At 38.4% G+C, this 23,884-nt stretch carries 26 protein-coding genes, 1 other RNA gene and 2 pseudogenes; 14 read left to right on the top strand and 15 right to left on the bottom strand.

Annotated features, from left to right (window positions below; all coding sequences use genetic code 11):
* Positions 1-149 precede the first annotated feature (149 nt).
* From MKP09_RS15200 to MKP09_RS15175, 6 genes are all read right to left on the bottom strand, one after another.
* Positions 150-554, bottom strand: a complete 405-nt coding sequence (locus MKP09_RS15200) for a hypothetical protein (protein WP_240830835.1) — start codon at positions 552-554, stop codon at positions 150-152.
* A gap of 14 nt (positions 555-568) precedes the next feature.
* Positions 569-1,414 (bottom strand): sodium:proton antiporter NhaD, encoded by an 846-nt coding sequence (gene nhaD, locus MKP09_RS15195; RefSeq protein WP_240830834.1) that lies wholly within the window; start codon positions 1,412-1,414, stop codon positions 569-571.
* 120 nt (positions 1,415-1,534) lie between these two features.
* Positions 1,535-2,803, bottom strand: coding sequence for a DUF389 domain-containing protein (locus MKP09_RS15190; protein WP_240830833.1), 1,269 nt, complete (start codon positions 2,801-2,803; stop codon positions 1,535-1,537).
* A 114-nt stretch (positions 2,804-2,917) separates the two neighbouring features.
* Positions 2,918-3,382 carry a hypothetical protein gene (locus MKP09_RS15185; protein ID WP_240830832.1) on the bottom strand — a complete coding sequence of 155 codons (465 nt, stop codon included), beginning with the start codon at positions 3,380-3,382 and terminating at the stop codon, positions 2,918-2,920.
* A 79-nt stretch (positions 3,383-3,461) separates the two neighbouring features.
* On the bottom strand, positions 3,462-3,677 hold the full coding sequence (locus MKP09_RS15180; protein ID WP_240830831.1) for a hypothetical protein: 216 nt from the start codon (positions 3,675-3,677) through the stop codon (positions 3,462-3,464).
* Entirely contained in the window at positions 3,674-4,099 is a 426-nt protein-coding gene (locus MKP09_RS15175) for a hypothetical protein (protein ID WP_240830830.1), read from the bottom strand. The genes MKP09_RS15180 and MKP09_RS15175 overlap by 4 nt, the downstream gene beginning before the upstream one ends.
* A 211-nt stretch (positions 4,100-4,310) precedes the next feature.
* On the opposite strand from MKP09_RS15175, the gene MKP09_RS28665 reads away from it, so the two are divergent.
* From MKP09_RS28665 to MKP09_RS15150, 4 genes and pseudogenes are all read left to right on the top strand, one after another.
* Positions 4,311-4,559 (top strand): hypothetical protein, encoded by a 249-nt coding sequence (locus tag MKP09_RS28665; protein WP_240830829.1) that lies wholly within the window; start codon positions 4,311-4,313, stop codon positions 4,557-4,559.
* Positions 4,442-5,571 (top strand): annotated as a pseudogene (locus MKP09_RS27450) (acyl-CoA dehydrogenase family protein). The gene MKP09_RS28665 and the pseudogene MKP09_RS27450 overlap by 118 nt, the downstream one beginning before the upstream one ends.
* A 90-nt stretch (positions 5,572-5,661) precedes the next feature.
* Entirely contained in the window at positions 5,662-6,192 is a 531-nt protein-coding gene (locus MKP09_RS15155; RefSeq protein ID WP_240830827.1) for a shikimate kinase, read from the top strand.
* A 26-nt stretch (positions 6,193-6,218) separates the two neighbouring features.
* Entirely contained in the window at positions 6,219-6,581 is a 363-nt protein-coding gene (locus MKP09_RS15150; protein WP_240830826.1) for a DUF423 domain-containing protein, read from the top strand.
* A 28-nt stretch (positions 6,582-6,609) separates the two neighbouring features.
* Here MKP09_RS15150 and MKP09_RS15145 read toward each other — a convergent pair whose 3' ends face one another.
* Positions 6,610-7,194 carry a Uma2 family endonuclease gene (locus tag MKP09_RS15145; RefSeq protein WP_240830825.1) on the bottom strand — a complete coding sequence of 195 codons (585 nt, stop codon included), beginning with the start codon at positions 7,192-7,194 and terminating at the stop codon, positions 6,610-6,612.
* A gap of 67 nt (positions 7,195-7,261) precedes the next feature.
* On the opposite strand from MKP09_RS15145, the gene MKP09_RS15140 reads away from it, so the two are divergent.
* A complete protein-coding gene (locus MKP09_RS15140) occupies positions 7,262-9,850 on the top strand; it encodes a DNA translocase FtsK (RefSeq protein ID WP_240830824.1) in 2,589 nt (862 codons plus the stop codon).
* Between the two features lie 177 nt (positions 9,851-10,027).
* On the top strand, positions 10,028-10,675 hold the full coding sequence (lolA1, locus tag MKP09_RS15135; protein ID WP_240830823.1) for an outer membrane lipoprotein periplasmic chaperone LolA1: 648 nt from the start codon (positions 10,028-10,030) through the stop codon (positions 10,673-10,675).
* Positions 10,676-10,798: 123 nt separating this feature from the next.
* On the opposite strand, the gene MKP09_RS15130 is transcribed toward lolA1, so the two are convergent.
* Positions 10,799-11,626 carry a CHRD domain-containing protein gene (locus MKP09_RS15130; RefSeq protein ID WP_240830822.1) on the bottom strand — a complete coding sequence of 276 codons (828 nt, stop codon included), beginning with the start codon at positions 11,624-11,626 and terminating at the stop codon, positions 10,799-10,801.
* 137 nt (positions 11,627-11,763) lie between these two features.
* Here MKP09_RS15130 and MKP09_RS15125 point away from each other — a divergent pair, with 137 nt between their 5' ends.
* From MKP09_RS15125 to MKP09_RS15105, 5 genes are read left to right on the top strand one after another with little or no spacing between them, the layout of a single operon-like run.
* Complete coding sequence (locus tag MKP09_RS15125) at positions 11,764-12,276, top strand: DUF1572 family protein (RefSeq protein WP_240830821.1); 513 nt, start codon at positions 11,764-11,766, stop codon at positions 12,274-12,276.
* A gap of 23 nt (positions 12,277-12,299) precedes the next feature.
* A complete protein-coding gene (locus MKP09_RS15120; protein ID WP_240830820.1) occupies positions 12,300-12,773 on the top strand; it encodes a GAF domain-containing protein in 474 nt (157 codons plus the stop codon).
* Between the two features lie 19 nt (positions 12,774-12,792).
* A complete protein-coding gene (locus tag MKP09_RS15115; protein ID WP_317235381.1) occupies positions 12,793-13,047 on the top strand; it encodes an acylphosphatase in 255 nt (84 codons plus the stop codon).
* Positions 13,048-13,071: 24 nt separating this feature from the next.
* Positions 13,072-13,395, top strand: coding sequence for a LamG domain-containing protein (locus tag MKP09_RS15110; RefSeq protein ID WP_240830818.1), 324 nt, complete (start codon positions 13,072-13,074; stop codon positions 13,393-13,395).
* Positions 13,362-13,802, top strand: a complete 441-nt coding sequence (locus tag MKP09_RS15105) for a 3-keto-disaccharide hydrolase (RefSeq protein WP_240830817.1) — start codon at positions 13,362-13,364, stop codon at positions 13,800-13,802. Before MKP09_RS15110 ends, MKP09_RS15105 begins: the two co-directional genes overlap by 34 nt.
* Before the next feature lie 173 nt (positions 13,803-13,975).
* Here MKP09_RS15105 and kdsA read toward each other — a convergent pair.
* Positions 13,976-14,694 (bottom strand): annotated as a pseudogene (gene kdsA, locus MKP09_RS15100) (3-deoxy-8-phosphooctulonate synthase).
* Positions 14,695-15,007: 313 nt separating this feature from the next.
* On the opposite strand from kdsA, the gene rnpB reads away from it, so the two are divergent.
* The 3 genes from rnpB (at position 15,008) to MKP09_RS15085 (ending at position 16,571) form a co-directional block, all read left to right on the top strand.
* Positions 15,008-15,385, top strand: an RNA gene (gene rnpB, locus MKP09_RS15095) — RNase P RNA component class A.
* 23 nt (positions 15,386-15,408) lie between these two features.
* Entirely contained in the window at positions 15,409-15,645 is a 237-nt protein-coding gene (locus MKP09_RS15090; protein ID WP_240830816.1) for a hypothetical protein, read from the top strand.
* Complete coding sequence (locus MKP09_RS15085; protein WP_240830815.1) at positions 15,642-16,571, top strand: esterase-like activity of phytase family protein; 930 nt, start codon at positions 15,642-15,644, stop codon at positions 16,569-16,571. Before MKP09_RS15090 ends, MKP09_RS15085 begins: the two co-directional genes overlap by 4 nt.
* Positions 16,572-16,817: 246 nt before the next feature.
* Here MKP09_RS15085 and MKP09_RS15080 read toward each other — a convergent pair whose 3' ends face one another.
* From MKP09_RS15080 to MKP09_RS15055, 6 genes are all read right to left on the bottom strand, one after another.
* On the bottom strand, positions 16,818-17,168 hold the full coding sequence (locus tag MKP09_RS15080; RefSeq protein ID WP_240830814.1) for a HopJ type III effector protein: 351 nt from the start codon (positions 17,166-17,168) through the stop codon (positions 16,818-16,820).
* A gap of 58 nt (positions 17,169-17,226) precedes the next feature.
* Positions 17,227-17,535, bottom strand: a complete 309-nt coding sequence (locus MKP09_RS15075; RefSeq protein ID WP_262915462.1) for a DUF3826 domain-containing protein — start codon at positions 17,533-17,535, stop codon at positions 17,227-17,229.
* A 472-nt stretch (positions 17,536-18,007) separates the two neighbouring features.
* Positions 18,008-20,191, bottom strand: a complete 2,184-nt coding sequence (locus MKP09_RS15070) for an alpha-galactosidase (RefSeq protein ID WP_240830812.1) — start codon at positions 20,189-20,191, stop codon at positions 18,008-18,010.
* Positions 20,192-20,223: 32 nt separating this feature from the next.
* Complete coding sequence (locus MKP09_RS15065) at positions 20,224-20,817, bottom strand: glycosyl hydrolase family 95 catalytic domain-containing protein (RefSeq protein WP_240830811.1); 594 nt, start codon at positions 20,815-20,817, stop codon at positions 20,224-20,226.
* Positions 20,805-22,562 carry a glycoside hydrolase family 95 protein gene (locus tag MKP09_RS15060; protein ID WP_240830810.1) on the bottom strand — a complete coding sequence of 586 codons (1,758 nt, stop codon included), beginning with the start codon at positions 22,560-22,562 and terminating at the stop codon, positions 20,805-20,807. Before MKP09_RS15060 ends, MKP09_RS15065 begins: the two co-directional genes overlap by 13 nt.
* Before the next feature lie 82 nt (positions 22,563-22,644).
* Complete coding sequence (locus MKP09_RS15055; protein ID WP_240830809.1) at positions 22,645-23,862, bottom strand: DUF4998 domain-containing protein; 1,218 nt, start codon at positions 23,860-23,862, stop codon at positions 22,645-22,647.
* Positions 23,863-23,884: the final 22 nt, after the last annotated feature.

The raw sequence follows: 23,884 nt of genomic DNA, 5'->3' as shown, positions 1-23,884 counted from the left end.
CCGGTTGCTGGTTTCAAGTTACTAGTTCCAGGGTTTAAATCAGGATTCAGATAGTGGCGAAGAATATATAGGATGCCATATATTCTACAGTACAAGGGAGTGACACAAGGAAGTTGCCATTTATTTACTGCTTGTTCTATAATAAGTTATTAAGAAAACAGTGATTGCTGCAGCAGATAAGTTGCAATACCAGCGGCAAAGCCAACCAAAGCGATCCAGGATATGTTCTTTAAATACCAGCCAAACCTGATATGCTCGATTCCCATAACAGCGACACCCGCAGCAGAGCCGATAATGATGGCGCTGCCACCCGTACCTGTAGTTAAAGCGAGGAACTTCCAGAACGAATGATCCGTTGGATATACAGACATGTCGTACATGCCCTGTGATGCAGCCACTAAAGGCACATTGTCGACAATTGCGGACAGTACGCCGAGGGCTGAACCAATAAGATAATCATTCTGAAATGTGTTAGTTAGAAAAGTTGCTAACGAACCCAATAAACCAAAGCTTTGCAGTGCAGAAACAGCTAATAAAATACCAAGGAAAAACAATATGCTTGGGCTGTCTATTTTTTCAAGAGCCTTGGCGAGATCGTAGTCGTCTTTTTTCTTTTATGAATTAATGTGGTTACGATCCACATAAAACCAACCATCATCATCATACCCATAAACGGGGGCAAATGTGTTACGGTTTTAAAGATCGGTACAAATATTAAACTACCAATTCCCGAGGCTAATACAATCTTTCCATGCCTTCTTTCTCTTTCAGTGGTGGTGGATACAAGGGGCTTTGCTGTTTGTTCCTTTTTAAAGCGGTAACCTATTATTAAAGTAGGTAAAAGACATACTGCAACACTTGGAATAATAAGCGTTTTCATAATGTTAAGCGCAGTTATTTGCCCGCCGATCCACAACATCGTTGTAGTTACATCACCAAGCGGAGACCAGGCACCGCCTGCATTGGCTGCAATAATAATCATGCTGGCAAACCAAAGCCGGTCTTCTTTTTGTTGTAAAAGTTTTGCGCATAAAGATACCATTACGATAGACGTAGTAAGGTTGTCTAATAACGCAGAAAGAAAAAATGATAGAAAGCTTATAATATAAAGCAGCTTTTTCTTACTTCTGGTTGTAATTCTTTCAGTAATTATGTCAAATCCATCATGCGCGTCGATCAGTTCCACAATTGTCATAGCACCTAATAAAAAGAAGAGAATAGATGATATGTCTCCCAGGTGATGCAACAGGCTCTCTACAGCGGCTTCATTGTCGCCGCTTTGATAAAGATAGATGGTCCAGCAAAGAACACCGGTAATCAATGCAGGAGCTGCTTTGTTAACTTTGGTCACGTGCTCCATCGCAATAGCCAAATAGCCAAGAACAAAAATTATAATAATTGCAGCTGTTATCATAAGTGAATTTTCGGTGAGTTGTACATCGGCTCTTTCTTGTTTTTCTATAAGCCTGCTTTGGAAAAAACTGATACTGAAAGAATGCTTATTGCATCCTACTTAACACAATTGTTGGTGCGTTTAATTTTTTTGAAGCCAGCTAAGAAGCTTATCTTTTTCTTCAGAAGATATGTCTTCTTCAGACATATATAATGCGACGGGGATGATTTGTGTTGTGGAATCATTTACCGCGAAATCATGATTACCTATTGATAGGTTGGATATTGTGGGAAAGAGAATTTCAGCTTCTCCCATAATACTTTTATTGTCATAGGTACTTAGGTCAAGTTTTTTCTGAAGTTGAGCCAACAATATATTTTTTTCATTTAATTCCTGATCAGATTTTGAAATAACATTATTGCCTTGTTCGTACATTTTCGCAAAGCCAATGGTGTCCTGCTTTATCAATAGCCTGGTACTCTGCAATCCATAATTGGGAAGTTTATTATTTAACGAATCGAGTTCCTGTTTTTTTAACTGCCTGGTTAAAAAAGCTACTTCTATTTTTTTAGGAGAGGAGCGATAATCATTTCTATTATAAATAATAACATCTCCCTTGTTTTCAAATTCGGAGCGTAAAAAGTTTTTTACATTTTGTGAAAATTTTTGTTCCTGATATAGGTCGTAAGCAAAGTAGGCACTGGGTGCCATAACCGTAATAATGATAGCTGTAATAATATATTTAACCTGTACTTCATGCTTTTTGTCTACCTGTTTGGCCAACGGATATTTTAAGTATTTTACAACGATATAAGTAGCAATACAGATAAAAACGCAGTTAATAGTATATAAAAAGATAGCTCCGGCAAAGTAAGCGTAATTGCCCGTGCCAAGTCCATAACCAGCTGTACAAAGCGGCGGCATTAATGCAGTAGCAATGGCAACACCAGCAAGCGGAAGGCCTTTCTCAACTCTTGTCATTGCAATTACGCCAGCCAAACCTCCAAAAAACGCGATCATCACATCGAATATATTTGGGGCAGTTCTTGCCAACAATTCAGATTGGGCTTCCTTAAACGGGCTTAAATAGAAATAGATGGAAGACACAATAAGACTGACAATAGTTGCTATAGCCAGGTTTTTGATTGATCTTTTGAAAAGTATAAAATCAAAAATGCCCAGGCCAAAGCCGGCACCAATGATAGGACCCATAAGTGGCGATATAAGCATAGCTCCAATAATTACTGCTGTTGAGTTTACATTAAGACCCACGCTGGCAACAAAAATGGCACAAGCCAATATCCAAAGTGTAGCGCCTCTAAAATAGACATTACTTCTAACGTTCTTTAAAACCTTGAGTTTGTCATCTTCTCCGCTATGCAGATTAAAAAGTCTTCCTAAAGTACTCATTTTTCAAATGATTAAGCAATTAATAGAGGTTGATAAATAAAGATAGCACTTGTGTAATATAAAAAAAACAGCCGACATAAAGACGGCTGTTTTAGATTTTTTTATTTATCAGTATTAAACTTTATACATTCTGTTAGCGGAGTTAATATATTCTAATGGATCAAATGTTTTATCGAACGATTCCTGAAGTTCTTTCATTTTTATTTCAAGGTCTTTAATACGCGCACCCAATTGTGGGTCAGCCTTATATTTCTCAAATAGTTCTTTATATTTTAAAAGATTTTGGCTGATGCGAAAAGTTACTTGTCCAAAACGTTGCTTCAACGATTGCACATCATTCATTTGGATATATGCTTTTTGACGCCAGTCTTTAGGATTTTTTTCTCTTTCTTCTCCAACAAATTTTGCCGCTTCGTCTCTTAATTTGGTAAGATATTGATAGCGTTTTTCTGCATCATTTTCTTTAGAAAAATTACTTTCGAAACTGGCGGGAGAGGTTTTTATGATGCCTAGATTTTCTTTAAGGGACTTATCATATTTTTTTGAAGGTCCTGTAGTTCTGTTGTAATAGATTCCCATTCGTCTTCTATCCTGTCATTGTCATAGTTAAACTGGCTTATCTTCATAGTCAGCGTAAGCATTTGCTCGCTTTGTTCTTTTAATGCTTTTTCTTTTTCCCAATATTATCAATATAGGTTGTCATGCTGGAAAAAAGTGCAGAGGTAATGGGACCTGTCACAGGTGCGCCTTTGCTAAAATTTCCAGCAAAGCTTAAAAGATTACTTGTTACGCTCAATACAGGGCTTTCTGTTTTTTTATCTTTTACATAAGCCGCGTATTGGTTATACCATTTTGTGTACCCATCATAATTCATCGGGTTGCCGGTTTCACTAAGGGCATTAAAAAAGATTTCGTTGAGTTAAAAAGCAGAAGTGGTTTTATTTCCCTATCCATCGAAACAAGGTTTACCATAGCCGATTGGTAATTCGCCTGAAAAAGATTCAATTCATTTTGTTCAATGGCTTTTTGCTTCGCTTCCACCGCCTGAACTCGCTGTTGCAATTTATCGGCCTTATCATTAGCATCTTTCGATTGCGCAATAGATTTATCCAGGCTTGACAATCTTTGGTCAAGTTTGGTTACAGTAGAGTCAATCGATTGCGTTCTGTTATTAAACGTGTTTTGAATATCATTCAAAACCTTGTCTCGCAAGGTTATTTCGCGTTTAATACTATCGAATTGTGCAAAACAGGCAATATTCAACAAGCAAAAAAGTGACAAAAACAAATACTTCATGGTAATAATTTTTTACGATACGCAATTATATGCAAATAATTCGCCAATCTTTAATTACTTCGAAAATAAAGATATTTTTTCTATATGTATCTTCATTGCTAAGCAATGAATTAAGATCGTAATTTAGGGCTATTCGTAGTGTATAACTTTCCAGAATATTGTTTAACCAGGAATGGCTTATCTTCCCCAGGTAACTTTTAGGTTCTTAATTTTGGATCATTCAGCTGTTGGTGTTTCCATTAACTTTGCCGGGTTATTTCACTGTTCTTTTAATCCTTTATCTGCTGCCATGGCCTTACATAAAGACATGTTTGAAAGTCCTGATTATTACAACCTTGATGAATTGCTTTCGGAAGAGCAACTAATGATTCGCGAGGCTGTACGGACTTATGTGAAAAAGAAATTACTCCTATTATTGAAGACTATTCGCAACGTGCTGCTTTTCCGGAACAAATTGTAAAGCAGTTAGGTGATTTGGGTTGTTTTGGGCCAACAATTCCTAATAATTATGGTGGTGGGGGCTTAGATTATATCAGTTATGGGTTGATGATGCAGGAGTTGGAACGGGGAGATAGTGGAGTAAGGTCGACTGCTTCGGTACAAGGCTCGCTGGTGATGTATCCCATTTATGCTTATGGCAGCGAAGAGCAAAAGCAAAAATATTTACCCAAACTGGCAAGCGGCGAATGGTTAGGTTGTTTTGGATTGACTGAGCCTGATCACGGCAGCGATCCTGCTGGCATGCTAACTAATTTTAAAGCTGATGGTGATGATGTTATTTTGAACGGCTCTAAAATGTGGATCAGCAATGCACCTTTTGCACAGATAGCTGTAGTTTGGGCTAAAGATGAAAGCGGCGAAGTGTATGGATTGATTGTGGAGCGAGGTATGGAAGGTTTTTCAACACCTCTTACACACAACAAATGGAGTTTGCGTGCATCTGCAACAGGCGAATTGGTTTTTGACAATGTAAGAATACCTAAAGAAAATATATTGCCTGGTGTGAAAGGTTTAAAAGGCCCGCTTGGTTGCTTAAGCAAAGCCCGTTATGGCATTGCGTGGGGCGTTATTGGTGCAGCGATGGATTGTTACAACACAGCACTTCGATATGCCAAAGAAAGGATACAGTTTGGCAAGCCTATCGCTTCGTTTCAGTTGCAACAAAAAAACTTGCAGAAATGATTACTGAAATAACTAAAGCGCAATTGCTTAATTGGCGCCTTGGCGTTTTAATGAACGAGGGAAAGGCCACACCTCAACAGGTGAGTATGGCGAAAAGAAATAGCTGCGAAATTGCAACGAATATTTGCCGTGACGCGAGGCAGGTATTGGGCGGTATGGGTATAACAGGTGAGTTTTCAGTAATGCGACATATGATGAATTTAGAAAGCGTAATTACGTATGAAGGTACACATGACATACATTTGCTGATTACAGGGATGGACATTACTGGTATTAATGCGTTTAAATAAAGCCCTCCCAACCCTCCCGAAGGGAGGGCTTTTGGTTAATCACAGTATTTTTAAATTTAAAATTCCCCTTTGGGGATTAAGGGGCTGATAATGCGAATTTATTTGATAGGATTTATGGGCGTTGGTAAAACGCATTGGGGCAAACAGCTTGGTAAAAAGTTGGGTGTTCCCTTTTTTGACCTGGATGAATTGATTGAAAATGATGAAGGCCGATCGGTCAATGATATTTTTGAACAGGAAGGGGAAGAACATTTTAGAATGAGAGAACGCGAAATATTGCACCTGGTAAGTGAAAGCCATGAATCGATGGTGCTTTCATGCGGCGGCGGAGCCCCATGTTTTTTTAATAATATTGATTATATGAATGAAAAAGGTGTGTCTGTTTGGATTGATACACCATTTGAAATTTTGCTGGGCCGGCTGCGGCAGCATAAAGATAAAAGACCTTTACTCAAAAGCCTCGACGACGAACAACTGAAAGCCTACATTATTAAGAAAAGCAGCGACAGGCGCATTTTTTATGAACGGGCGAAAGTTCGTGTGGATGATCAGAAAGTAAAGCTGGACGAATTTGTAAAATTGATCTTTAATGGCATGCCCGATGATGGCAATAATGCTTAAGCAAAAACTCGAAATATTTTAAATACATGCATAAATTATATTTGACGATTGGCAGCGCCCTGGCGGGTATTGGGGTTATTTTAGGAGCGTTTGGAGCACATAAGCTAAAAGAGATTGCGCCGGATTCAGTACCTACCTTTCAAACTGGTGTGCAATACCAAATGTACCACGCATTAGCTTTAATACTGGTTGGTATTTTGTTCGAAAAATTTCCGGTAAAATCTATGAACTGGGCGGGTATTTGCTTTTTTGTAGGTGTACTTTTATTTTCAGGTTCCCTATATGTATTGTCGGCTCTAAAAGCAACAGGTAAAGTTGGTTTAGGTGGAATTGGTATTATTACACCAATTGGCGGTCTCTTCTTTATTGTGGGATGGGGGCTTTTGTAGTGGCGCTTTTGAAGAAATAGTTTAGTTGTCAATAGTCAAATACTTTTTCCAGGTTTAAAACAAAACCCGGCAACACCGGGGTTATAATTTCATCGCCAATGGTTTTTAAAGCAGAAGGAATATATTTTCCGGCGGCGTTAAGCGTATAAGCCAGGAAAGTTTTTTCCTCGGGATGAATGATCCAGTATTCCTGTATTCCGTTTTCTTCATACACGTCATACTTGTTTTTAAGTTCTTTAGTATTGTTGCCGGGCGAAAGAATTTCAACAACAATATCGGGTGCGCCAACGCAACCCAGCTCGTCCAGTTTATCGGGATCACAAATTACACAAATATCGGGCTGAACAACAGTTTTAACCAATTCGTTTTTTACATTTTTCTTTGTAAGGCGCACGTCGAAAGGAGCGGTAAATACTTTACAGTCTTTGCCCGAAAGAAAATTGTACAACTGGTTGCCAACGTACATAGAAATAGCCTGATGCCTGACCCTGGGTGCCGGACTCATTTTAAATATCTTACCTTTTATAAGCTCTAACCGCTCCTGAAATCTCCAGGTTAAATAATCAGCATACGAGTAGCTTTTATTTAAATCTAACTTCGAAATATTATTCATAGTATAACTTTAGCCACACAAATTTACATAAAATTGTAACTGAAAGTGGCCCGACATTCTTGAGCGCATGACGCTGGTTTCAGATGCAAATCGTATTATCTTTGCCCGTATGACGAATAAGAGTAAATCGAAGAACAAAAAACCAATAGCTAAGGCAAAAGATTCGACCGTTCCATTCAAAGCTGAAAAGCAAGAGAAAATTCAGTTGAAACAGTTGGCAAAAGATGAACGTACCTGGAAGATACTGGGCCTTTCTTTTCTGCTTATTTCCATATTTTTAATAATCGCATTCGTATCTTATTTCTTTACCTGGCGGCAGGATTTTGTACAAGCATCAAGAGGATCTGAGATTTTAACGGATTTTGATACTACAGCCGAAAATCTTTTAGGAAAAACGGGCGCGCTGGTTTCTCATCTTTTTATATATAAATTATTTGGAATAGCTTCTCTGTTGATCTGCACTTTCTTTTTTGTGGTTGGAGTAAACTTAATGTGGAGAAGACGTGTATTTTCAATATGGCGCAATTTGAAATATGTTACGCTAGGCATGCTTGCCGTGTCTACTATTCTGGCTTTTGCTTTAAGGCAGAGTGAATTTAGCTGGGGTGGCGGCGTGGGTAAAGTTATAAGTGACTGGCTGACGGCTTCACTCGGTTTTATTGGTACCTCCGCAATACTACTTCTTATTGTAGTGGCCTATCTTGTATGGCAATTTAATCCTGCATTTAGTTTCCCGAAAAAATTATCAAAATCAACTTCACCGGTTAGGGAAGATCAAAATGAAGAAAAGGCTGATCTGCCATTGCCACAGCATGACTTCGTAAAAGAAGAGGAGCCTGCTGATAAAAAAATGGCCCCTTTAGACGCTGCGAAGTTAATTATAGATGAGGAGGTGGAGAAACCCAAGCATAAACTTGGGATCATTGAGAAGGAAACAGGTATTCATTCGAAAGAAGAGGAAAAGGGATTTGATCGTATTACAGTTTTAAAACCTGAAGCAAGAATAGATTTTGAAGATCCGGCTCCAAAAACATCAGCTAAAGCAATAAACAAATCCGCCTCAGAAGATGTGTTAAAGCTGGAAATAAATGATGTACCACTTCCCAAAACTGAAGAAGAAGAAAAAGTATCTGCACCTGCTGAAAAAACCAAAGCGTATGAACCGACTTTGGATTTGAGAGATTATCAATACCCAACATTGGATCTGCTGGCCTCTTATGGATCGGAAAAAGTAGAACATGACCAGAATGAATTAGAGAACAACAAGAATCAGATTATTACAACGCTGCGCAATTACGATATTGAAATCCAGCGCATCAGCGCCACTATCGGCCCAACAGTTACTTTGTACGAAATCGTACCGGCTGCAGGTGTTCGTATTTCAAAAATAAAAAACCTGGAAGATGATATTGCCTTAAGTCTTTCGGCATTAGGTATACGTATCATTGCGCCAATACCGGGCCGTGGTACAATTGGTATTGAAGTGCCGAATGCAAAGAAGAGTATTGTGAGTATGAAAACGCTGTTATCGTCAGATAAATATCAAAATAGTACGCATTCGTTGCCTATTGCTCTTGGTAAAAAGATCGATAATGAACTATTTATCGTTGATCTGGCAACTATGCCGCATTTATTGATGGCAGGTGCTACAGGTCAGGGAAAATCAGTTGGTATTAATGCCATTCTTGTTTCATTGTTATACAAAAAACATCCGTCTCAATTGAAATTCGTTTTGATTGATCCAAAGAAAGTGGAGCTGAGCATTTACAGCCTTATTGAAAGCCATTTTTTGGCAAAATTGCCCAACGAGGAAGAAGCAATTATTACCGACACAAAAAAGGTGATCAACACGCTCAATGCACTTTGCATAGAAATGGATAACCGTTACGATTTGTTAAAAGAAGCAGGTTCAAGAAACATTAAAGAATACAATGCTAAGTTCACATCAAGGAAACTTAATCCTGAAAAAGGGCACCAGTTCTTGCCTTTCATTGTATTGGTAGTGGATGAGTTTGCTGATTTGATCATGACTGCGGGCAAAGAGGTAGAAATGCCTATTGCAAGGCTTGCGCAGTTAGCGCGGGCTGTGGGTATACATCTTATTATTGCAACGCAAAGGCCATCAGTTAACATTATTACAGGAACTATTAAGGCTAACTTCCCCGCGCGGGTTGCTTTTAAAGTAAGTAGTAAAATTGATAGCCGTACCATTTTAGATGCGGGCGGTGCAGAACAATTGATTGGTAAAGGCGATATGTTGATCAGTCTTAACGGCGAAATTGCACGCTTGCAATGTGCTTTTGTTGATACGCCTGAAGTAGATAAAGTGGTGGAGTTTATCGGTTATCAGGATGGCTATCCGCAACCTTTTCTGTTGCCTGAATATGTGGATGAAAAAGAGTTAGAAAGCGGAGATTTCGATTTGGGTGACAGAGATTCTTTATTTGAAGATGCAGCTAAACTTATTGTGGCTAACCAAATAGGCTCTACTTCTCTTTTACAACGACGCATGAAATTGGGTTATAACCGTGCCGGACGCTTAATGGATCAACTAGAAAGCGCTGGGATTGTAGGCCCTAATCAGGGCAGTAAAGCGCGCGAGGTACTCATTAAAACAGACGCCGATTTACAGCAGCATTTGGAAATGTTGGGGTAGCGGAAAGATGATAGATGCCAGATGTTAGGATTTAGATATTAGAATTAAGTATTCGGGTGATATTTGTACATACAGTCAACTAACAACTGTCAACTTATTTTCCCAGCTATACCACCACGGCACGAAAATTGGCGTCTATCTAAAAATATTTCTAAAAAAGACTAAATTAAATTGAATATGAAGAAGTTGTATGTTACCGGGGCTATATTGCTAATGTCCGTTATTTCGTTTGCACAACAAAAAGATCCAAAAGCGAAAGCTATACTCGATCAGGTAAGTGCTAAGTTTAAAACTTACAAAACGGTTAGTGCCAATTTTGCTTATCAAATAGCTAATTCTGCAGGCAAGGCATTGTCATCAAAAAGCGGCACAGTACAAATGAAGGGTAATAAATATGCTATCAATTTGGGAAGCAATAAAATTATAAGTGATGGTGTTACTATTTGGAATTATGATCCAGCTTCTAAAGAAGTAACAGTTAGTAGCGCAAGCGCATCGGAAGGCACTATTACGCCTCAGAAATTATTTACGGATTTTTATAATAAGGATTTCATGTATGTAATGGATAAGGACGGCAAAGTAGGCGGTAAAGAAGTGAATAAAATTATTATGCAGCCCATTGATAAGAATAAACCTTTTGCCCGGGTGTATGTAGCGGTAGATAAGGCTACCAAGAACATTATCAGTACAACTGTGGTAGAAAAATCTGGTAACAGGTATGTATATAACGTTAGCAATTTTAAACCTAATGTTGCTATTTCTGACGCGAATTTTACTTTTGACAAGGCTAAATATCCCGGCGTTGAAGTAGTTGATTTAAGATAAGGTAAAATTTTATTTATAAATAAGATAATGCCCTATGCTGAAATAAGCATAGGGCATTCTTTATATAAGTTCTTGTAATTGCGATTTTGTATCGTTAGTTATAATGCATATAAAATATACTGATTATCTGATTTGCCCTCTCGCCACTCCCGCCGGGTAAGTTGTTGAGTGTGCGTTCACATACAGCGCATCAGTTTTTAATTTATTATACTGATCATCTGCTAATGTAATTGTTTTTGTTATACCAAAGTCTGTTTCAGTCGCTGCAAGGGCAATCAAAACCGCGCCATTTGCCCCTGAGGCGCCAGCATGAATGTGTGCCATACTCAACTTGTCAGTTGCTGCCAAGCCTGTAACGGAAACATTCGAATAAAGCATTTTATTACCAGTCATTCTTAAAATAGCAGTACCGCTGGCTGTAGGTACTATGGGTGTCGTGGGGTTAACTTCGTTTGTACTTGATAAAGGAACATCCATTGCAAATTCAACCGTTGTATTTAGCTGAGCTCTAACAATGCCAGCCGGTATCATTGTTGAATGTACATTGAAATAAATTTCATTCTCGTCAGATTTTAGGCTGTCAACTAAAGATTTTCGCAAGTTGGTAATTGTTCCTTTAGTGCCGCCCTCTGTAAAAGTCATTGTGATGGGTAAAACTACTGGCCCATTTGATCCTGCATTTCCAACATGAAGGTGAGAGTTGCTAAGCGCATCACCCGATGCAAGGCCTGTTACATTAAACTCGTATTTAAGGCTATTGTCACTTAATAAGCTCAACATTGCGGTTCCTGTTGCAGCATTAGATGCAGACGCCGGAATTTCATTTTTCCCACTTAAACTAAGATTCCATGTTTTTACGGTTGTGGTAGTTGAATAAAATTCGCTGTCGCCGCACGAGAAGAAAATCAAAAGAAGCCCAACAAAGGATAAGTTTTGTAAGTGTTTTTTCATTTTGGTTATTTTAAGTCGTTAGATGTACAAGTAGCATCTGAAGTTAATCATTTTTTGAATATAGAAGGCCGTTATTAATAAATTGGATATTTTACATCTCTTTAAATAAGTTCCAATCACTACTAATGATGAATAGTATGTTTTTAAAAAGTGCGATACAGCAGTTTAGAGATTACAAAGGTCTTGCCGATAAAACCTTTGCACAATTGGATGAGGCGGATTTTCACTATCGCCCAAATGAAGTAAGTAACAGCCTTGCCATCATTATAACGCACATGCATGGCAATATGCTTAGCCGCTGGACTAATTTTTTAACCGAAGACGGAGAAAAAGAATGGCGTAAAAGAGATAATGAATTCGAAGAACAACAGTTAACAAAGCAACAGCTATTAACACTTTGGGAGGAAGGATGGAACGTGCTTTTTGATGCATTACAGCAGTTAAAGGTTGAAGATCTTAACAGCACTATTCATATCAGAACGAAACCTCTTTCAGTAATTGATGGCATTCTCAGGCAACTTACACATCACGCATCGCATGTTGGGCAAATTATATTTGCTGGTAAAATTATTGCCGGAAATAATTGGCGATCTTTATCAATAGGGAAAAACGAATCTAAGTTATTTAACGAGCAGATGAAAAATAGCTAAATTAATTTGTAAATTATTTATTTATGGCAGAAGATTTGTCGGTATCGACAGGATCAAAAACGGAGCAATATGAAGCACTGCTTCCTCAAATAAAAGGTTTGCTCGAAGGTGAGGATGATATTGTTGCTAACCTGGCCAATGTTGGCGCTGCCCTGAAGGAGCAGTTTAATTGGTGGTGGGTTGGCTTCTACTTTGTAAAGGACACGCAATTGGTAGTAGGCCCATTTCAAGGCCCTGTTGCCTGTACCAGAATCAGTAAAGGAAGAGGTGTTTGTGGAACTGCCTGGCTGCAGGAAAAAACGCTGATCGTTCCGGATGTTGAAAAGTTCCCTGGCCATATTGCCTGCAGTAGCATTTCGAAATCAGAAATTGTAGTACCCATTATAAACAATGGTTCAGTAGTTGCTGTATTGGATGTAGACAGTGAGCACAACAATTTTTTTGACGAAATAGATCAGTTATATCTGAATAAAATTGTAGATCTAATTAAGTTTTAAAAACGATGATTACAAAAAAATAATTATCACAGGTAAGGTACAGGGCGTCTTGTTCAGGCAATCAGCTTTGCAGAAGGCAAATGAAACAGGCATTGTTGGTACTGTAAGAAATCTGGAAGACAATCATACAGTGGAGATCATCGCCACTGGAAATGATAATGAACTGGCTGCTTTTCTTAATTGGTGTAACGAAGGATCGCCTAAAGCAGACGTGACAGGAATGGAAATTGTGGAATTAGCTTTGCAGGAGTTTGAAAATTTCTCTATTTTGTAGCTTTAAATTTGAAATTGTCATATAATGAAGAAAATTTTTACATCCTCAATGCTCTTGTTAAGCATTGCTGCCTTTGCGCAAAATAAAGATCCTGAACTTACTGAAATCTGGCAGCCCGAACCAAGAGTGGTTAATCCTGGTAAAACCGCTGCCGATGCTCCTGAAGATGCGATCGTACTTTTTAATGGTAAAGATTTTTCAGAGTGGCAATCAGACGACGGGAAACCTGCAAAATGGAAGCAGGATGGAGACGCTATGACAGTTGTGAAAGGCGCAGGTGTTATCAAAACAAAAAGGAATTTGGCGATTGCCAATTGCATATTGAATGGCGCTCACCAGCTGAAGTAAAAGGAGACGGTCAGGGTAGGGGAAACAGCGGTATTTTTTTAATGGGTGCTTACGAACTGCAGGTGCTTGATAGTTATAAAAATCGCACATACAGCAATGGCCAGGCGGGAAGTATTTACAAACAGTTACCTCCGCTTGTCAACGCTTCACGTAAACCAGGCGAATGGCAGACCTATGATGTTATCTTTACGGCTCCTGTTTTTAACAAGGATAGCAGCCTGAAATCTCAGGCACGCATCACCGTAATACACAATGGCGTATTAGTACAGAATAACACAACTATTTGGGGCGCTACTCAGTATATAGGTATTGCCACTAACAAACAGCACAATGCTAAAGAGCCAATAGTTTTGCAGGATCATGGCAATCCTGTAAGTTTTAGAAATATCTGGATAAGAGAACTGTAATGTATTTCGAATGATCAATAAATGACAACATAAAGGCGTTGAGATTTTGAAATGGCAGTTCTGTTAGCGTCCGTCATTCTGAACGAAGTGAAACGAAGCCGAAGGAACTCCTTGTTATGGGGATTCCTTCAATCTTATTTGATAAAGTCCAAAAACAGATAGCCCTTAATATTTCAAAGTAGCGCTTTTCGGATACGAACAAGGTGGCTTAACAACTCTTCCAGTTTGCTAAGATGAAGCATATTAGCGCCATCACTTTTAGCTTTAGAAGGATCGGGGTGCGTTTCAATAAAAAGCCCATCCGCTCCGGATGCGATTGCCGCTTTGGCAATTGTGCCAATTAGTTGGGGGTTGCCTCCGGTTACACCACTACTTTGATTAGGTTGTTGCAGACTGTGTGTGCAGTCCATTACAACAGGTACATTATGCTCCTGCATCCAGGGAATGTTACGATAATCTACAACCAGATCAGTGTATCCGAAGCTATTGCCACGCTCCGTTAACAATACCTTTTCGTTACCGGCATTGTTTATTTTTTCAACAGCGAATTTCATTGATGGACCACTTAGGAATTGCCCTTTTTTACATTGATAATTTTACCCGTTTTAGCGGCTGCTTCCAATAAGTCTGTCTGGCGGCAAAGGAATGCTGGTATCTGTAATATATCAGCATATTTGGCAGCAACAGCCGCTTCTTCATGAGCATGTATATCTGTAACAGTTGGCACACCGTAAGCTTCACCCGTTTTTTTCAGAAGTTGTAAAGCGGTTTCGTCACCAATACCAGTAAAGGAATTGGCACTTGTTCTATTTGCTTTTCTGTAAGATGATTTGAAAACATAAGGTATGCCCAGGTTTTTACATATGGTTGCAACTTTGTCGGCAACTTCCATTACTATTTCTTCACTTTCAATAACGCAGGGCCCCGCAAGGAGGAAAAAATTATTGTTGTCGTAAGATTGATTTTCGAACAGTTTATTTAAAAATGCTTGCATGTGGCTAAGGTAAGTTGATATGTTGAAAAGTTGATAAGTTGAGAATGAGTGTTTTTGGTTGAAAACATGTTTTATATTTTATTGTCGTTTATATAGGATGCCCCATGTACAACAGTACAAGAGTGTGACGCAACGAAGACGCTATATGTTCGACGGTTGGGACAATAATAATTCTCAAATTTCAAACTTCAAATCGTTTTATCTTTGCAAAGTTACAAGCTGGGTTATCGCCCGCCGCGGCGGGAGGAAAGTCCGGACAGCATAGGGCAGCATACCGGTGAATAGCCGGGTTCGTCAAATGGCGAAATAGAAAGTGCCACAGAAAATAACTACCCCGCCATGCGGGAAAAGGTGAAAATGTGAGGTAAAAGCTCACGGAAATATTTAGTAATAAATATTTTGGGTAAACCTTGTGTGCTGAAATGCCATGTAAACCCCGATTTTTTGCCGGCCCGGCAAAATGCGTAAGCTATCGGGGAGGGTAGGCAGATTGACTCCAACAGTAATGTTGAGGGCAGATAAATGATGACCACTTTTTTAGGCTTTGCCTGATAAAGCACAGAATCCGGCTTACAGGCTTGTAACTTTTTTACTTTAATACATGATAGCAATATGAACCTGCGGAGTAGTTTGTATTTGATACATCTTGTTTTATTATTGGCTGGTTGTGCTACGGTTAAAAAAAGTGGCTCGAATGATGCGCAAGATTTGACGTTGTCGGCTCTTAAATTTTTGGATGAATATGAGATACCTTTTGACCTGCAATTCAAAAATACCTGGGTTGGCGGCTTGTCTGGCATCGATTATGACCCCGCGCAAAACCTGTATTTTATTATCAGTGATGAGTGACGCTCTCGGAAACGAGTGCTTCAAGATTTTATACAGCAGCAATAGATATTTCTAATAATAAAATTGATTCGGTACGATTTGTAGATGTAGCTACATTAAAAAATATTCAAAACGATACATTTACTGCGCTTAAGCTTTTGCCTGAACATGCTGCCGACCCGGAGTCGATCAGGTTCAATCGAAAAACCAAAATGCTTGTCTGGAGTAGTGAAGGCGACAAAGCATTGCGTAGTGGCCGGATGGTGTATCAAAATCCATGGATTTATGAAATGGATCTTCAGGGACATTTTAAAGATAGTTTTTTAATTCCCGCTAATCTTCTTATGTATAAAGGCGACAGTGGTGCGCGTGAGAATGATGCATTGGAAGGTATTAGCTATACACCAGATCATAAACATCTTTGGGCGAGTATGGAGGGCTCTACTTATGAAGATGGCCCCTTAGCGAGTGCAACCTACGCAAACGCACCCGTACGATTTACGAAGTTTGACAGTAAAGCAAAAACTGCAGTTGCCCAGTATGGTTATTTGCTTGATGCAATTGCTACAGCGCCTGTACCTGCTTCAGCCTTCAGTATTAATGGTGTTTCTGAAAACCTATATATAGGAAATAATAAATTTTTGGTTTTAGAACGTTCTTTTTCAACAGGTTTTCCGAGTTGCGTTATCAAGATATATCTTGCTGATTTTTCAAAAAGTACAGATGTAAGTAAGATTAAAAGTTTATATCAAAACAAACAATATATTCCTGCTACCAAAACACTATTATTTAATCTTACAACATTAGACAGGCACATTGATAATGTGGAAGGTATCACAATTGGGCCAATGTTACCAAATGGACGCCAATCCTTAGTTGTAATAGCGGATAATAATTTTAACAAGCTTGAAAAACAGCAGCTTTTTTTGTTTGAAATAATACCTTAAATTTTTCCTAAATTGAACAGCTTGTTCAGTTGCTTTTCACATTTTTTTGCATTGAAAATGTAATCCTTTTTGCCTTTTTTCGTCTTATATGTATGTAATATTAAAGATTACTTCAAAGCGAGGCAATTGTTTGGTTAATGGCGATTTAAAATATAGAATGATATCTAGATAATAAATATCTCGAAAGTAGTTTGGTTTGGTAGTTATAATGCAAATGCCCCCGGTTTTGGGGGCTTTGCTTATGTATTACTTTTCTTTGAGTGCTAAACCGTTAAAGGCTATACCCTGCCATCCATGTAATATAAACTGTCTTATGTTTTGATGATCATTGCCTGTTGGTGTTGACAACACAGCGTCATAATGTTCTGCAAAAAGTTTTAATGTTTCCTCTTTTGAAAGATCGTTCAGCTTGGCAAAGGTAAAAACCTTAGCGCTGCCCTGGTTTTCGTTTGTTCCATTTAACTGAGCTCCATTGGTAAAAGCTGTTGGTGTATGAACATAGTATGTTTCAATAAAACTTATGGTATCTAAAAACTGAGCTTCTTTTTTCTCTAATTTATTGATCAGCTTCTTAATCTTGTCTTGTGGAACAGCCATTGGTACGATTGCTTAAGTGATAAAAATAATTGTATTATGATCGGCAAGATAAATAAAATCAGTTTTTTGAAACACCTTTTCGAGCTTCTATTTCTTCCGTTGCTTTTCTAAGGTCATATCCTGCTGCTGCTAAAAAATTGTTAGCTCTGCCTCTGTATTTGATAAACCAATCAATCCTGTTTTTAGCAGTTTCTGCATTCATAGCATTTTCTCTTGCTTCTTTTAAATAAGCCAACACCTGCGATTTCTGAAGATCGGTAAGTTTTGGGAACATGTTGAGATAGTTGTTGTATTCACGCTGTAAGCCATGTTCTGTCATCAGGTCTTTTACTAACTCATTCTGTTCAGGGGTAAGTTCGACAGACAGTTTGCCAAGAAAAAAGCATGCAATTTGTTAAGCCTTCCATTGGCGGCATCCCACGCTGATCTGCTTCTCGCATCAATTAATTCTTTACCTTCATTCGAGTTCTCCGCAGCATCCATATCTCTTTTGCGATCACTAAATATCGCTTTTAAGCTGTCAAAATGCGGAACAAACAGAGCATCAAGTTTCGCTTTTTCTGTACATCCTTAATATCCAGTTTGTTGATAATGTTCAGTGCCCGTTCAGAGCTTGTGCTCTTGTCAGTCATTTCAGAATTTTGCTGACCACTTACATGCTGAGCCAGGCAAAGAGATACAATTAAAAGACAAGCGATCAATTTCATAATATATTTCTTTATTTTAATTGTCTAAAATACAAATAAAATAGTTCATTATTTAAAAAGACTTAATTAATAGCGCGAAGAACAAAAAAGCCAGCATTAAATGCTGGCTTCAAGATGATTTCTATTTAAAAATTATATTTTGGATATCAATAGTACCACACTAGTCCTCTGTGCATTAACTATTGGATTAAATCCTATACTCATTAAGAATTCACCAGAATAGGATTTGCTATTATCTATTGCAGATTTATTGCCCGGATATAGGCAAACTTCTTTAATAGTATATTTAGCATTTGCATCTAATCCCTTTAGTTTAATGGGATACGTGCTGCCTGCACCGTATCGATTATTAACAAGGTAATTGAACAAAACGCCGTTTGTTTTTTCTGTATTGATATATTGCATCGATGCAACATCGCTTTCGCGAGGGTTAGATAGTCTGTATTGATCGCCGTGCCAAACAATATCTTTAAATGAATCGTACTGTTTGATAGCTTCCTGGCAGTAAAGCAAATCTTTTTCATTCAGGTGTTTCACCACTATGTCGAAACCGAGTTTCCCCATCATGGCCACATCTGTTCGGAATTTTATTGGTTGTTTGCCCCAGTCTGTTACGTGATTGGAGCTGGTAATAGAAGGGTAGAAGTAAGAATATTCCCACTGCATAAATATGCGCTCCATTGGGTCGGTATTGTCGCTTGGCCAAAATTCTGTGAAGTATTCAAGTGCTGCGTAATCTACACGTCCTCCACCGCCAGAGCATAGCATCATCGGTACTGTTGGATATTTTTGGCGGATCTTTTTTAGCACATTGTAAAGTCCCCGCATATATTCGATGTAGAAATGATTTTGATTCTTTAAATAAGAAGAATGTGCGTTATAAATTACAGCATTGCAATCCCATTTAATATAAGCGAGGTTCGTATTTTTTGTAAACAGATCATCTACGACTTTAAATACAAAATCCTGAACATCCGGATTACTTAAATCTAATACTAACTGATTTCTAAAATAATGTTCGGAGCGTTGTGGTTGTTTGACCACCCAATCCGGATGCTTTTCATACAATTCACTTTTCGGATTCACCATTTCCGGTTCTATCCAAATACCAAATTTTACCTGATTGTTTTCGGCTTCTTTTACCAGTGTTGCAATACCATTTGGCAACTTCTTTTTATTGGGTTCCCAATCGCCCAATCCGGCAACATCCCCATTTCTAGGATATTTATTAGCGAACCATCCATCATCTAATAAGAATAAATCTACACCCAATTTTCGCGTGTCTTTTATTAATTCTTTGAGTTTGCCTTCATTAAAATCAAAATAAGTAGCTTCCCAGTTGTTGAGCAAGGTTAGCCTTGAGCCTTGTCCATCCAGTACTTTGTAGGTTCTTGCCCAGTCGTGCATTTTTCTGCTGGCGGTTCCTTTTCCGTTATGCGAAAGCAGATATAGAAAACCTGGCGTAACAAACTCTTCGTTTGGTTTTAATGAATAATCGGATGCATAATTATTGATTCCAGAAATGATGCGCAAATTGTTTTGATAATCCAATTCAAGATCTGTACGAAAATTTCCGCTGTATTCTAATGCACCATACAACACCGTTCCTTCATCTTCAGTAGCGAGTTTATCCATCGATACCATAAATACGGAAGGCTGAAATAAGTTGGCGCGCGTTCCTAATTTGCTGTCGAGTGTTTTTATACCATGTGTAATTTTAGATTCTTCGGGCTGCATTTCCTTGGCCCAGTCGCCATGATATTGTGTGAGCCAAAATCCTTTTGCTTTTAGATGAAGATTGGCCGATGCAAATTTATGAAGTGTAACATTAGATTTTTCTTTATGACTGATTACCGCCCATTGCTCGATCACATCCTGTTTAAAATAGGATTTATAAAATAATCTTACCTGAAAATCGTAAACAGGATCTTTTAATAATATAGAAAGTTGTGACACATTATTGCTAAGATCTTTTTGCTCATGACTTACATATCGAAGGGTGAGCGAATTATTACCATCCGCATGTGTAACAGTTATAGCGGGTTCTAAAAGATTTCTTGATCCAGATGGCGTATATGCGGCATCTGCAACCTGTGTATAATTATCCGCTTGCCTGTACATTTCAGTAACGGTACTGTACTCTTCTTTGTTAGCTAGTTTTTTACCATAATAGATTACCGATAAATTTTTGTCTTTATCTACTTTTAAAACCAATGCATTTTCATCAGTTGTAATTGGTATAATCTGCTGCGCTGTTGTTGGCTTAGAAAAGATGAGTGCGATCATCAACCATAAGCCATTCAAGATAAACCTCATGTCTTTTATAGATATATTATTTGTTTAACCACTTATTTAACTACAGTTACTTTGCTCAACATTTTACCATTCACTTTAACGTTGACGGTTTGCTGCTTTGGCGCGTATAATTTGTAACTAATTATTTTTCCATTCTTCCATTCCATATCTACTGTAATATTATTTCTAGCGTTTGCTCCTTTAAGCGATCCTTCTTTCATCCAGATTGTAGGTATGGCAGGCAATAGATCAATATAGCCATCGTGGCTTTGCAATAACATTTCTATAATTCCTGCAGCAGCGCCAAAGTTGCCATCTATCTGAAAGGGCGGTCCGGCAGAAAGCAGGTTTGGATAAACACCGCCACCTGCACCATAGTTAATATCAGTTTTCAATGTTGGTCTTAATGCTTCTTTCAACAATTTAAACGTGCGTTCACCATCATGCAACCTTGCCCAAAAAAGTTGTTTATGTGTAATAGCCCAGCTTGGCCCATCATCGCCGCGAACTTCCAACGTTTTTTTAGCAGCTTCCATTAGTTCGGGTGTTTTTGTAGAAGTCAATAACGATCCTGGATATAATCCCCACAAGTGTGATATATGTCTGTGCTGCGGATCGGTTTCTTTATAATCTTCTAACCATTCCATAAGGCGGCCACTAGCGCTGATGCGGCCGGGCGGGGAAGTTGCTTTAGTTTTTGTTTAAGATCTGACCTGAAATCTGTATCTACACCTAATGCTTCAGAAGCTTCAATAACATTGCTAAAAAGCTCTCGTGTGATTTGATTATCGATTGTTGGGCCCATGCAAACATTTACATGTTTGTCATTTAAAAAGAAAGAATTTTCAGGAGAAACAGAAGGCGCTGTAACCAGCCATTTGGTTTTAGGATCCTGTATCAAAGCATCGCGATAAAAAAGTGCCGACCCTTTTAGAATAGGATAGATGTCTTTAAGGTATTTTTTATCTTTTGTATAAGCATAATGATCCCAAAGATTAGCGCAAAGCCAGCCGGAGCCTGAATTTGCAATGCCCCATGATGCACTTTCGCCTGGCTCTGTAAAGCCCCAAATATTAGTGATCACATGCGCGATCCAGCCATTGGCATTATAATATGCCTTTGCCGTTTTTTCACCATTCTTTACAAGACCTTTTACAAGATCAGCAAGTGGTAAATTAAGCTCAGAAAGATTGGCTGCTTCCAAATGCCAATGATTCATTTCAACATTTATATCCAAGTGATAATCGCCATTCCATGGTGTTTGTGTTTGATTTGCCCATAACCCTTGTAAGTTGGGTGGTAACAATCCTACGCGTGTACTGCTGATACTTAAATAGCGTCCATATTGTAGATGTAACGCGGGTAGCGCATTGTCGTCTTGCGGATTTTTATAAAAAAGATCCAACCTTTTATCGGTAGTCAAGTGGCTGTTTTTCCCTGTGCCTAAATTAACCTGAAAGCGATTGAAAAGTTTTTGAAAGTTGGCAATATGAGTTACTTTTTCAGTAGTATAAGATTTACTCATTCCAGTTTTGAGTAGCTGTAATACTTTGTCATCAAAATGGTGGGCAGACTGTTTGTAATCGGTACCCATCGAAATATAAACATAAGCTGTGGTAGCATCGTTAACTAAAAGTTCTTTTTCTGTAGTTGAAATTTTACCTCCATCAGTTAATTTTACTGCCGCTACTGCCATGTATTGCATACCCTTGCCATCTGTTCCATTGTCAAGCTGCCCACGCATTTCAATATTGTTATTGCTAACTACTGTGTTAAATCGCTCAGGTCTCGAAAGTGCCAATGAAAAATTTAAAGCACCGGACTTACTGCTGGTAAGTTTGATAATCCCAACATCTGTTCCAAAACTTGTAATATATTCTCTTGTGTAAGTAACACCGTTAAGCGTAAAGGAAGTTGTTGCCAACGCATTGCTAAGCTGCAAGTTCCTTTTATAAGTAGAAGGCTTTAAAGATTTGGAAGGATACTTATATTTTATTTCCAGGTTTCCTAAAATCTGAAAACAACCCCATTGCTTTCCTCCTGAACCAGGACCCTTGCAAACAAAATGTTTGTTTATCAAATCCTGGGCTTCATCATTTTTTCCTGCAATCAATAGTTGTCTAATGTTAGGAAGGTATTGATTGGCTTCATAATTATTAGCGTCTTGCTCTGACCCTGACCAAAGTGTAATATCGTTTAATACAATAGTTTCCTTTTCAATACCACCGTCGGGCATCATTCCTAATCTTCCATTCCCCAACGGAAGTGTTTCTTCCCAAACGGAGGCGGGCTTATCATACCATAGTTGTAATACGTTGTTTGATTGACTATGACTAAGCTTACCCGCAAGTAACCCAACAACAATAACACAGAGCCTTTTTCCTATTATCATTTAAACCTGGTTTTGAGATGCTAAAATACCTTTCCTGTTGTTTAATAACTATTAGTATATCATATTTATTTAAGGCGCTCTGCTATTCTCTATTCCAGAAAGTTACCTGTGTTAGATTACTGTATTTAGATTCACCGCTTGCTACTTTCTTGATTAAAATTCTGATATAACGTACCGCAGGTGGATTCTCGATCAATACTGATTTAAGTGGTGCCTTGCCATCATCTGCTCTGTTTACAGATTGTAACATAGTCCATCCACTTGCCATCATTTGAGTTCTCCAGTTAGGATCATTGCCTTCAAGATTGGGTACAGCTTGTGTATTAGAACCCCATATTTCGTACTCCGTCGGGTTGTGACAGCAATCGCGGCCTATCATTTCTACATGCGAAAGATGATTGTAAGTAACACCCATATCAAAGCTTAATGGATAAGGTAACGTTTTTGCATCATTGCTATGGAAACAATCCTGCCAGCCTTGTGGAGAAGTTGCTCCATCCCATATCTGACTTAGTGATGTTTGGTAAGAGCCATCCCACGCTTGGCCATCACCATACAATGACAATGTGCTGAACTTACTCTTATCGGCTATTACATATCGATAAATAGTTGGGAAGTTATCAGGTGATATAGTTTTAAATGTATCAATAGCGTTGCCTTCAGGTTTGTAGGATGATCGGTAGTTTATGGGAGTACCTGCTTTGTAGTTTGAAATTGTTACCATCTCTTCATCACGCAATAGTATCTTTTCTTCAGGAGCATCAGATGTATTGGTATAGGTTATAATAGTCGAAATATTACTCGAATCAGCCTTAGCAAAATTTAATGTAAGTGTACCATCGTCTCCATAAACATAGGGGTTAGTGGTGTTAATATTTCTGTTCAATAAAGTATTTCTATAAACATTACCGTATACCCGCACATTATTTATTTCCTGTCCTATCGACCTGTTGCCTTTATCATCGTATGAGCGAACAACGAATGAATAAACATATTCGCTCAGGTTAGGAACTATTACGCTTACTGTATCTTCATAGTTATGAGAATTGGCTTGCGTCACTATCGAGTCCTGGCCGTTGTTCCAGGTAACTACGTACTTTATAACACTGGGATCAGGGCTTGGATTCCATGTCAAAACAGTTCTGAGATTCCCTGCTCTATAAGATAAATTTTTAACCAGTCCCGGATATACAGATTCCTTACCATCAAAGTACTTTAGGTAATCATTGTCGTATCTTTTGCAGCTAAAGACAACGATGATAAGAAGTACGGATATTTTGATATAGTTCTTATATTTCATTTCAACAAGTTTTATAAATAAA

Source organism: Paraniabella ginsengisoli (assembly GCF_022513635.1).
GTDB classification, from domain to species: Bacteria; Bacteroidota; Bacteroidia; order Chitinophagales; family Chitinophagaceae; genus Niabella; species Niabella ginsengisoli.
This window is presented reverse-complemented; position numbering and strand designations above follow the sequence as displayed.

Excerpts from the sequence above, each read along its gene's own strand:
- nhaD (WP_240830834.1), bottom strand. The coding sequence starts at position 1,414 with ATGATAACAGCTGCAATTATTATAATTTTTGTTCTTGGCTATTTGGCT.
- lolA1 (WP_240830823.1), top strand. The coding sequence starts at position 10,028 with ATGAAGAAGTTGTATGTTACCGGGGCTATATTGCTAATGTCCGTTATT.
- MKP09_RS15175 (WP_240830830.1), bottom strand. The coding sequence starts at position 4,099 with ATGAAGTATTTGTTTTTGTCACTTTTTTGCTTGTTGAATATTGCCTGT.
- MKP09_RS15065 (WP_240830811.1), bottom strand. The coding sequence starts at position 20,817 with ATGGAATGGTTAGAAGATTATAAAGAAACCGATCCGCAGCACAGACAT.
- MKP09_RS15130 (WP_240830822.1), bottom strand. The coding sequence starts at position 11,626 with ATGAAAAAACACTTACAAAACTTATCCTTTGTTGGGCTTCTTTTGATT.
- MKP09_RS15060 (WP_240830810.1), bottom strand. The coding sequence starts at position 22,562 with ATGATAATAGGAAAAAGGCTCTGTGTTATTGTTGTTGGGTTACTTGCG.
- MKP09_RS15055 (WP_240830809.1), bottom strand. The coding sequence starts at position 23,862 with ATGAAATATAAGAACTATATCAAAATATCCGTACTTCTTATCATCGTT.
- MKP09_RS15190 (WP_240830833.1), bottom strand. The coding sequence starts at position 2,803 with ATGAGTACTTTAGGAAGACTTTTTAATCTGCATAGCGGAGAAGATGAC.
- MKP09_RS15080 (WP_240830814.1), bottom strand. The coding sequence starts at position 17,168 with ATGGCTGTTCCACAAGACAAGATTAAGAAGCTGATCAATAAATTAGAG.
- MKP09_RS15185 (WP_240830832.1), bottom strand. The coding sequence starts at position 3,382 with ATGGGAATCTATTACAACAGAACTACAGGACCTTCAAAAAAATATGAT.
- MKP09_RS15180 (WP_240830831.1), bottom strand. The coding sequence starts at position 3,677 with ATGAATTATGATGGGTACACAAAATGGTATAACCAATACGCGGCTTAT.
- MKP09_RS15150 (WP_240830826.1), top strand. The coding sequence starts at position 6,219 with ATGCATAAATTATATTTGACGATTGGCAGCGCCCTGGCGGGTATTGGG.
- MKP09_RS15125 (WP_240830821.1), top strand. The coding sequence starts at position 11,764 with ATGTTTTTAAAAAGTGCGATACAGCAGTTTAGAGATTACAAAGGTCTT.
- MKP09_RS15120 (WP_240830820.1), top strand. The coding sequence starts at position 12,300 with ATGGCAGAAGATTTGTCGGTATCGACAGGATCAAAAACGGAGCAATAT.
- MKP09_RS15090 (WP_240830816.1), top strand. The coding sequence starts at position 15,409 with ATGAACCTGCGGAGTAGTTTGTATTTGATACATCTTGTTTTATTATTG.
- MKP09_RS15110 (WP_240830818.1), top strand. The coding sequence starts at position 13,072 with ATGAAGAAAATTTTTACATCCTCAATGCTCTTGTTAAGCATTGCTGCC.
- MKP09_RS15070 (WP_240830812.1), bottom strand. The coding sequence starts at position 20,191 with ATGAGGTTTATCTTGAATGGCTTATGGTTGATGATCGCACTCATCTTT.
- MKP09_RS15155 (WP_240830827.1), top strand. The coding sequence starts at position 5,662 with ATGCGAATTTATTTGATAGGATTTATGGGCGTTGGTAAAACGCATTGG.
- MKP09_RS15140 (WP_240830824.1), top strand. The coding sequence starts at position 7,262 with ATGACGCTGGTTTCAGATGCAAATCGTATTATCTTTGCCCGTATGACG.
- MKP09_RS15145 (WP_240830825.1), bottom strand. The coding sequence starts at position 7,194 with ATGAATAATATTTCGAAGTTAGATTTAAATAAAAGCTACTCGTATGCT.